Source organism: Streptomyces tricolor, from assembly GCF_002155905.1.
GTDB lineage: Bacteria > Actinomycetota > Actinomycetes > Streptomycetales > Streptomycetaceae > Streptomyces > Streptomyces tricolor.
The window spans coordinates 1-9,557 of record NZ_MUMF01000393.1 but is presented as its reverse complement, the minus strand read 5'-3'; the positions used below and the strand labels follow the sequence as shown (position 1 = coordinate 9,557).

8 protein-coding genes and 1 pseudogene are annotated in these 9,557 nt (G+C 72.7%); 8 read left to right on the top strand and 1 reads right to left on the bottom strand.

The window, feature by feature from the left end:
- The 7 genes and pseudogenes from CCN44_RS26565 to CCN44_RS47655 all read left to right on the top strand — a co-directional run.
- A partial coding sequence (locus CCN44_RS26565; protein WP_414820523.1) for a GH85 family endohexosaminidase C-terminal domain-containing protein occupies window positions 1–252 on the top strand: 252 nt, incomplete at its 5' end.
- Window positions 253–282: 30 nt separating this feature from the next.
- Window positions 283–3,315 (top strand): alpha-mannosidase, encoded by a 3,033-nt coding sequence (locus CCN44_RS26560; RefSeq protein WP_086700206.1) that lies wholly within the window; start codon window positions 283–285, stop codon window positions 3,313–3,315.
- Window positions 3,316–3,516: 201 nt separating this feature from the next.
- The gene (locus CCN44_RS26555) at window positions 3,517–4,464 is read left to right on the top strand and encodes a hypothetical protein (protein ID WP_086700203.1); all 948 of its coding nucleotides are present in this window, start codon (window positions 3,517–3,519) and stop codon (window positions 4,462–4,464) included.
- A gap of 96 nt (window positions 4,465–4,560) precedes the next feature.
- Window positions 4,561–4,974 (top strand): annotated as a pseudogene (locus CCN44_RS26550) (enolase C-terminal domain-like protein); the annotation flags it as partial.
- The gene (locus CCN44_RS26545; protein WP_086700200.1) at window positions 4,971–5,771 is read left to right on the top strand and encodes an SDR family NAD(P)-dependent oxidoreductase; all 801 of its coding nucleotides are present in this window, start codon (window positions 4,971–4,973) and stop codon (window positions 5,769–5,771) included. The pseudogene CCN44_RS26550 and the gene CCN44_RS26545, both read left to right, overlap by 4 nt.
- Window positions 5,768–6,751, top strand: a complete 984-nt coding sequence (locus CCN44_RS26540; RefSeq protein WP_059246644.1) for an aldo/keto reductase — start codon at window positions 5,768–5,770, stop codon at window positions 6,749–6,751. Before CCN44_RS26545 ends, CCN44_RS26540 begins: the two co-directional genes overlap by 4 nt.
- A 48-nt stretch (window positions 6,752–6,799) precedes the next feature.
- The gene (locus tag CCN44_RS47655) at window positions 6,800–7,033 is read left to right on the top strand and encodes an amidohydrolase family protein (protein ID WP_331478619.1); all 234 of its coding nucleotides are present in this window, start codon (window positions 6,800–6,802) and stop codon (window positions 7,031–7,033) included.
- Here CCN44_RS47655 and CCN44_RS26535 read toward each other — a convergent pair.
- Window positions 7,021–8,442, bottom strand: a complete 1,422-nt coding sequence (locus tag CCN44_RS26535) for a lipase maturation factor family protein (RefSeq protein ID WP_086700196.1) — start codon at window positions 8,440–8,442, stop codon at window positions 7,021–7,023. The genes CCN44_RS47655 and CCN44_RS26535 overlap by 13 nt on opposite strands.
- A gap of 126 nt (window positions 8,443–8,568) precedes the next feature.
- Here CCN44_RS26535 and CCN44_RS26530 point away from each other — a divergent pair.
- Window positions 8,569–9,557, top strand: a 989-nt coding sequence (locus CCN44_RS26530) for a DUF6777 domain-containing protein (protein ID WP_208639844.1), incomplete at its 3' end; no start/stop codon positions are given.

Here is a 9,557-nt window from a genome sequence, read left to right as displayed (position 1 = left end):
GGCGTCACGGCCGCGAACGGCGGTGACCTCCGCCTCGCCTGGAACACCGGCCCCGGCACCGTCCGCCACTACACCCTCCACCGCCTCCTCCCCGACGGCACCCGCCGCTTCCTCGGCGCCACCGCCCAGCGCGCCTGGTTCGTCGCCGGCCTGCGGCCCGAACCGGGCGAGACGGCGGCACGATTCGAAGTGCGCGCCGTGGGGGAGCTGTACAACACCTCGTCCCCCGCCACCGTCACCCACCCCTGGTAATCACCCGGAACCCCGCAGGGAGCATCCCGCATGCATGACGACCGCACTCTGGTGGAAGCCCGCCTCAGGCGCGTCCTCGACGAACGTATCCGCCCTGCCGTGTACCCCGAGTCCGTGCCGCTCGAGGCAGCGGTGTGGCACGCGCCCGGCGAGCCCGTGCCGGTCGCGGAGGGGCTCGCCGCCGAGCCCGAGCCGATCGAGGTGGGCGCCCGGTGGGGTGCTCCGTGGGGCACCAGCTGGTTCCGGGTGACCGGGACCGTGCCCGAGGCGTGGGCCGGCAGGACCGTCGAGGCGCTGCTGGACCTGGGCTTCGACGAGAACATGCCCGGATTCCAGTGCGAGGGCCTGGTCTACCGGCCCGACGGCACCCCGGTGAAGGGCCTCAACCCGCGCAACCAGTGGGTGCGGATCGGCGCGCCCGTCGCGGGCGGCGAGCAGGTGCGCCTGCACATCGAGGCCGCCTCCAACCCGGTCATCCTGGACTACCATCCCTTCCGGCCCACCTGGCTCGGCGACAAGGACACCGCCGGTCAGGAGCCGCAGTACACGCTCACCCGCATGGACCTCGCCGTCTTCGACCAGAGCGTGTGGCAGCTGGTCCTGGACCTGGAAGTGCTGGGCGAGCTGATGGCCGAGCTGCCGGTGGACTCCGCGCGCCGGCACGACATCCTGCGCGCGGTCGAGCGGGCCCTGGACGCCGTCGACCTCCAGGACGTGAACGGCACGGCGGACCGGGCGCGGGAGCGGCTGACCGGCGTGCTGTCCGCCCCGGCCGTGCCGTCCGCGCACCGGATCAGCGCCGTCGGGCACGCGCACATCGACTCGGCCTGGCTGTGGCCGCTGCGCGAGACCGTGCGCAAGGTGGCCCGTACGACGTCCAACATGACCGCACTCATCGAGGACGAGCCGGAGTTCGTGTTCGCCATGTCCCAGGCGCAGCAGTGGGCCTGGGTGAAGGAGCACCGGCCCGAGGTGTGGGCGCGGGTGAAGAAGGCGGTGGCGGAGGGGCGGTTCGTGCCGGCCGGCGGGATGTGGGTGGAGTCGGACACCAACATGCCCGGCTCGGAGGCGATGGCCCGGCAGTTCGTGCACGGCAAGCGGTTCTTCCTCGACGAGTTCGGCATCGAGAACGAGGAGGCCTGGCTGCCCGACACCTTCGGCTTCGCCGCGGGCCTGCCGCAGATCATCAAGGCGGCCGGCTCCAAGTGGCTGCTGACGCAGAAGATCTCCTGGTCGCAGACGAACACGTTCCCCCATCACACCTTCCACTGGGAGGGCATCGACGGCACCCGGATCTTCACGCACTTCCCGCCCGTCGACACCTACAACTGCTCGATGAAGGGCAGCGAGATCGCCCACGCGGCCCGCAACTTCAAGGACAAGGGCAGGGCCCGGCACTCGCTGGCGCCCACCGGCTGGGGCGACGGGGGCGGCGGCACCACCCGGGAGATGGTCGCCAAGGCGGCCCGGCTGCGCGACCTGGAAGGCTCGGCCACCGTCGTGTGGGAGACCCCGCGCGCCTTCTTCGAGAAGGCCGAGGCCGAATACCCCGAACCGCCCGTCTGGGTGGGCGAGCTGTACCTCGAACTGCACCGCGCGACCCTCACCAGCCAGGCGAAGACCAAGCAGGGCAACCGGCGCAGCGAGCACCTGCTGCGCGAGGCCGAGCTGTGGGCGGCCACCGCGGCCGTCCGCGCCGGATTCCCCTATCCCTACGAGGAGTTGGACCGGATCTGGAAGACGGTGCTGCTGCACCAGTTCCACGACATCCTGCCCGGCTCGTCCATCGCCTGGGTGCACCGGGAGGCGCGGGCGACGTACGAGCGCGTGGCCGCCGAACTGACCGCCCTGATCGAGGCCGCGCAGCGCGCGCTCGCCGGCGAGGGCACGACCCCGCTGGTCTTCAACGCGGCCCCGCACCCCCGCCACGGCGTCCCGGCGGGCGGCGCCGCCGCCCCGGCCGAGGCCGGCGCCACCACGCTCGCGTCCCGCGAGGACGGCGGGTTCACGCTGGACAACGGCCTGCTGCGGATCACCGTCGACGCCCGGGGCCTGGTCGTCTCCGCCTACGACCGCGACGCCGACCGCGAGGCCGTCGCCCCCGGGCGGGCCGCGAACCTCCTCCAGCTCCACCCGGACTTCCCGAACATGTGGGACGCCTGGGACGTCGACTCCTTCTACCGCAACACCGTCACCGACCTCACCGACGCGGAGTCGGTCACGGCCGGTGAGGACGGCGCCTCGGTGCGGATCGTCCGCGGCTTCGGCTCCTCCCGGGTGACCCAGCTGCTGTCCCTGCCGCCCGGCGAACGGCGGCTGCTCATCGACACCGAGGTCGACTGGCACGAGACGGAGAAGTTCCTGAAGCTGGCCTTCCCGCTCGACCTGCACGCCGAACGGTACGCCTCGGAGACCCAGTTCGGGCACGTCTTCCGCCCCACCCACACCAACACCTCATGGGAGGCGGCCAAGTTCGAGGCCTGCAACCACCGGTTCGTCCACCTGGAGGAACCCGGCTGGGGCGTGGCGGTCGTCAACGACTCGACGTACGGCCACGACGTGACCCGCACGGTCCGCACCGACGGCGACCGCGGTACGACCACGTCGGTCCGGGTCTCCCTGCTGCGCGCCCCCCGCTTCCCCGACCCCGAGACCGACCAGGGCGTCCACCGCTTCCGGCACGCCCTGGTCCTCGGCGCCTCGGTCGCCGACGCGGTCCGCGAGGGCTGGCGGATCAACCTGCCGGAACGGCACACGACCGGCGCCCGGGACGTCGCCCCGCTGGTCACGGTGGACGACGACGCGGTGGTCCTGACGGCGGTGAAGCTCGCCGACGACGGCAGCGGGGATGTGATCGCCCGCTTCCACGAGGCCCACGGCGCCCGCGCCCGGGCCACCCTCACGGCCGGCTTCGACCTCGCGGACGTCACGGTCACCGACCTGCTGGAACGCCCGCTGCCGGACGCCCCGGCACCGGGGGTCGACGGTGAGCGCATCGACGTACGCCTGCGTCCGTTCGAGCTGATGACCCTGCGGTTGCGGCGGCGCGGGGACGGGCGCTAGGGGATGTCATCCGGCTGGGCGGGGTGCTGGAGGACGCCCGGGCAGCGCGGCTTCGCCGACGCGTCACCAGCGCCCCGTTTCCGGCCAAACCTCCGTGAACTGGTTGCTGGAACAAGCAGCTCCGCAGAACCTTGAGCGAGTTCGTACACAGCCATCAATGGGGAATTCGATCACCCGACCGGGGAATTCGAGGGGTTGCGGATGCCGTTCCATGTCAACCTGACGGCGAGCAAGAGGCCCGGCGAGTGCAAGGCGGTGGGAACCGGAAGTGTCAAGCACGTCATCAACGCGTCCGAGGCCAAGGCTTTCGGGCTTGACCAGACCGATCGCATCAAGGCGGTCATCGGAAAGGCGGTCGGGAAAAACCCCGACGAGTACTGGCTGAAAGGCCCTACTCCCGAGGGAGCCGCCAATGGGGCGGATCCGGAGTACGGCGATGTCTACACTCGGTTCGGATGGGATCCGGTCACCGCGACGCTCATCGTCAAAAACGCGCGTCTGCTCGAAGTCACCACCAAGCCCGTGATCGCGCATCATGTGGAATGGATCAACCACACGGACCACGCGGCGTCGTACAGCGCCAACATGATCATCGAAAAGACGGACACCTGTAGCAGCACCTGGTCGTGGACCGACAAGTTCTCGGTCGGACAGAAGATCACGTACAAGGTGTCGGTCAAGGCCGAGGCACCCGTCGGGGAAGTGGGCGGGGAACTGGGCGGGGAAACGAGTTTCGGCTTCGAGCATGCGTGGGGCGAGGCGAAGACCAAGAGCCACACGGTGCGGGTCGGTGTCTCCGACATGGTCAAAAGCAACGTGCCGAAGCACTCGGCAGAGACCGCGTACCTCTTTTCCACGCTGGGTTCCGCCAAGTTCCGGATCACCTATGAGGCCACGCTGAGCGGCTGGCTCGCCTTCCAGCACCGCGACTGGTACACGGCTTCCGACGGAAGTGCCCGCTACCGCGCCCACAAGGTCGACATGGTGCTCCGCAACGCCGGTCTCCCCACCTCCCTCACGGTCCACCAGGACGTCACTGTCGGGTTCTATTCCGACGCGAGCGTGCAGTTGTACCCCGGCCGCTACAACCCGAACAAGAAACCGGGCGGGGCCCCCGGTGAGAAGAAAAGCGGCGTGTCCGGGCGGTGATTCCGGAGCCGGCTGACCGGAACGCCGACCGCACGGGGCGCGGTTGGCCGGGTGGCAGACCGCCGTCCTTCGACCGCGGCGCCGACACTCCTCCCCGCGGCCCAGGCCGTCGCCGCCGGCTTCCGGCAGATCACACCGAAGGCCGGCGCCGACCTCGCGGACGACATCCGCCGCTGCCGGGCGGCCAGCGCCGTCGTCGGACCGGACGTACGGCCGGCGATCGACGCCGACCAGCGCTGGAACGTGGACGAGGCGATCCGCTGGACGCGGGCCCTGGCCGCGCTCGATCCGTACTGGATCGAGGAACCCACCAGCCCCGACGACGTCCTCGGCCACGCCGCCATCCACCGCGCTGTCGCCCCCGTCGTCCTCCGCGACGGCCCCTGCACGGCACCCACCGCGCCCGGCTTCTCCGCCGCCCTGCGCCCGGAGTCCGTCGCGCGCTACACCTTCCCCGGCGGCACCTACCGGGCCGCCGACCCCGACACCCGGAAGGGACAGGCGGCATGAGCGACTTCACCGGCCTGACGGCCCTGGTCGCCGGCGGCGCGTCCGGCATCGGCAGGGCCACCGCCGGCCTCCTCGCCGAGCGTGGCGCCCGGGCCGCCGTCCTCGACCTGCACCCGTCCCCGGTGGCGAAGCCGCTCCTCGGTCTGCGCGCCGACGTCACCGACGACGCCACGGTGCGGGCGGCCGTCACCGAGGCCGCCGAGGCACTGGGCGGACTCGACATCCTGGTGAACAACGCCGGGATCGGCGCCCAGGGCACCGTCGAGGACAACGACGACGCCGAGTGGCGGCACGTCTTCGACGTCAACGTCCACGGCACGGCCCGCACCGCCCGCCTGCGGTACCTGTGCCGCACCGCCCGCGCCCGCCTGCCGTGCCTGCGCCGTGCCGCCGCTGCCCGTCCGGGCACCGCGGCCGTCGTCAACGCCTGCTCCGTCGCGGCCACCGCTGGCCTGCCGCAGCGCATCCTGTACAGCGCCACCAAGGGCGCCGTGCACTCCCTCACCCTCGCCATGGCCGCCGACCACGTCCGCGAGGGCATCCGCGTCAACTGCGTCAACCCCGGTACGGCGGACACCCCCTGGACCGCCCGGCTGCTGGACGCGGCCCCGGACCCGGCCGCCGAACGCGCCGCCCCGGAGGCCCGCCGGCCCACCGGACGGCTGGTCTCCGCCGCCGAAGTCGCCGGCGCCGTCGCCTACTGGGCCGGCCCCCTGTCCGGGGCCGCCACCGGCACCGCCCTCGCCGTCGGCGGCGGCACGCAGGGCCTGCGCCCGCGGCCGGCGGCGGACCGGTGACCCCCCTCGGCCGCAGCGGCGTCGAGGTCACCCCCCTGGGCTTCGGCGCCGCTGCCCTCGGCAACCTCTACACCCCGGTGAGCGACGAGCAGGCGCACGCGGCGGTCCTGGCCGCCTGGCAGCGCGGCATCCGCTACGTCGACACCGCCCCGCACTACGGCCTCGGTCTGTCCGAACGCCGCCTGGGCGCGGCCCTGCGCGCGTACGACCGCGCCCACTGGACGGTCTCCACCAAGGTGGGCCGCCGCCTGGAACCGGCCGACGCCGCCGGCGACGACCTGGCCGAGGGCTTCGCCGTACCCGCCGCCCACCGCCGCGTCTGGGACTTCACCGCCGACGGCATCCGCCGCACCCTGGAGGCGAGCCTGGCACGCCTCGGTCTCGACCGCGTCGACGTCGTCTACCTCCACGACCCGGACGGCCATGCCGAGCAGGCCTTCCGCGAGGGCTACCCGGCCCTGGAGCAGCTGCGCTCGGAGGGCGTGGTGGGCGCGATCGGCGCGGGCATGAACCAGGCGGAGATGCTCACCCGGTTCGTCCGCGACACGGACGTCGACGTGGTGCTCTGCGCGGGCCGGTACACCCTCCTCGACCAGAGCGCGGCGGCCGAGCTGCTGCCCGAGGCGCTGCGGCGCGGCGTGTCGGTGGTCGTCGGCGGCCCCTTCAACTCCGGCCTGCTGGCCGACCCCACGCCTCGGGCGACGTACGACTACACCCGTGCGCCGCGGGAGTTGCTCCACCGGGCGCTGCGCCTCAAGGAGGCGGCCGAGCGCCATGGCACCACCCTGCGCGCCGCCGCCCTGGCCTTCTGCGCCGCGCACCCGGCCGTGGCGAGCGTCCTGGCCGGCGCCCGCTCGGCGGCCGAGGTCCACGACTGCGCCGACCAGTGGGAGGCGACGGTCCCGGACGCCTTCTGGCGGGAACTCCACGAGACCGGCCTGCTGCCTCCCGACCCGCCCGTCGTACGGGAGCTGCCGTGACCGTCGGCGCCCACCACCACGTCTGGCCCTGACCGTCCGCGACCAGGACTGGATCCGGGGACCCGGACTCGCTCCGCTGCGGCGCACCGTCACCCGTACACCGACGCCGCCCTGGCAGCCTTCGGTCCCGGCCGGCCGATGTCCGGCTCCGACTGGCCCGTGTGCCTGCCGGCCGCCGGCCACGCGCACGTCCGGCGAACGGCACGGGAGGTGACCGCTCGGCCCGGCGGGGAGCGCACCGCGCTGTTCGCGTCCACCGCCGTCCGGGGCTACGACCTCTGAGCCGCCCCGGCCAGCCGCGTCGGCGGCAGATACTCCCGCACGAACGTCCGTTTCCAGCACGCCCCCGTCTCCCGCAGTTCCCGCCAGCTCGTGTACCGGTACCGGAACAGCCGGGCCCGGACATAGCGCGGCGGGGTGTCCGGCGGGAACGGGGAGCGGCGCAGCAGCCTCAGCGTGTCCCGGTCGTTCTCCAGCAGGCGTTCCACCAGGCCCCCGAACCACTCCCCGGCGTAGCCGGGCGACAGCGCCGCGAACCACATCAGCCAGTCCAGGCGCAGGTGGTAGGGGGCGAACTGGCGGGGCCAGTGCCGGGGATCGCCGGGCTTGCCCTTGAACGCGTACTCCCGCCAGTCGGAGTCCGCGCGCGGGGTGTCGTCCAGGGTGCCCTCGACCACCACCTCGTAGCGGACCCGGCTGACGCTGCCGAACGCGCCGTAGGTGTTCACCAGGTGCAAGGGGTCGAAGGAGCGGTTCATCACCTGGCGGCGGGAGATCATGTTCACCACCGGCCGGTGGCTCAGGAAGACCAGCAGCGCGGCGACCGCGAGCACCAGCACCTCGTACCACAGCGGCGCCGGCGGCACGGACGGCGCCGTCGCCGGCAGCTGGAGCGCCGACAGGGCCAGCACGATGGTGATCCAGTTCAGCCAGGAGAAGTTCCCGGAGAGCACCAGCCACAGCTGGGTGACGATCATCAGGGCGGCGGCGGCCGAGGCGATCGGCTGCGGGGTGAACAGCAGCACCGGGACCACCAGCTGGGTGACGTGGTTGGCGGCCACCTCCACCCGGTGCAGCGGCTTCGGCAGATGGTGGAAGAACCAGCTCAGCGGGCCCGGCATCGGCTGCGTCTCGTGGTGGTAGTACAGGCAGGTCAGCTTGCGCCAGCAGGCGTCGCCCCGCAGCTTGATCAGCCCCGCGCCGAATTCGACCCGGAACAGGATCCAGCGCAGCAGGAACAGCACGACGATCGGCGGCGCCACCTCGTCGTTGCCGAGGAACGCGGCCAGGAAGCCCGTCTCCAGCAGCAGCGACTCCCAGCCGAAGGCGTACCACGTCTGGCCCACGTTCACGATCGACAGATACAGCGCCCACGGCACCAGCCACAGCAGGATCCCCGCCCACAACGGCAGCGCGGAGTCCGCCCCGGCCAGCAGGGCCGCCGACACCGCGCAGCCCGCCCAGGCACAGGCCGCGAAGAAGCGGTCGGAGTAGTGCAACTGGAACAGGCTGGGGGCGCGCCGGAACCGCACCCGGGCGGTGAAGCGGGGGATCGGCAGCATCCCGCGCTCGCCCAGCAGCGCCCGGAACTGCAGGGCCGCCGTCAGGAAGGCGACCAGGTACACGGCCGCCAGCGCCCGCTGGAGGACCAGCCGGCTCAGCCAGTAGTCGGGTGCGGTGAACCACTCCACGGCCCTGCGCGCCTCCTGTACGGGTACACCGGCGCCGTTCCCGTGACGACGTCCCCCGAGTTGCCAGCCAAACCTGGGCAATGCCAACAATAGGGCGTAATCACCCACAGTGATGCGGAGTGTGCGGTGCGGATACCCACCCGATCCATCGTCACGGCCTGCGCGCTCATGGGGGCGCTCCTGGCCGCGGGCTGCGCGGGCACCGGCGTCAAACAGACCAGGGCGGGAGAACTGGTCCTCCTCCAGGCCGCCGGCGAGCGGGGGCCCGACCCCTTCACCGCCTCCACGGACACCGGCTCCGTGCGGGCCGAGTCCCCCCGGGGCACCGCCCGGGTCCAGCCCGGTGACGTCGAGGCGCCGCTGCGCGCGACGCGCAGCCTGTCGGGCGCCACCCCCGGCCTGTACCGGGGCTCCCCGCGCGTCGCGGGCTGCGACGTCGAGCGGCACGTCCGCTACCTCACGGCCGACGCGGCCAAGGCCGACGCCTTCGCCCGGGCGGCGGACGTCAGCAGGGCGGCGCTCCCCGGCTATCTGCGCGGCCTGACCCCGGTCGTGCTCGGCGCGGACACCCGCGTCACCAACCACGCCTACCGGGACGGCGCCGCCGCCAGCCGCCAGGCCGTTCTGCAGAGCGGCACCTCCGTCCTGGTCGACGGGCGTGGCATGCCCCGGCTGCGGTGCGCCTGCGGCAACCCGCTGAAGGAGCCGGTCGCCCAGCGCACCACCCCCAAGCTGATCGGCCGGCAGTGGTCCTCGTACCGGCCCGCGAACGTCGTCGTGGTGCGGCCGGCCCCGGTGGTCGTCAAGGTCTTCGTGATCTACGACACCCAGCACCGCGAGTGGCTGAACCGCCACCGCGGCGACGTGAACGGCCGGCACGACCAGCGCGGCAAGGCGCCGAAGTACCCGAACCCCTGGACGCTGCCGCCCTCGCCCACGACCACACCCCCGACGTCCCCGCAGACGACCCCTCCGACGTCACCGTCCCCGACGTCGCCGACCGACAAGTCGCCCTCGCCGACCGACAAGTCGCCGTCCCCGACGGACAAGACGCCGACGGACAAGACGGACTCGCCCACGGACAAGACCCCGACCGACAAGACCGACTCGCCGAC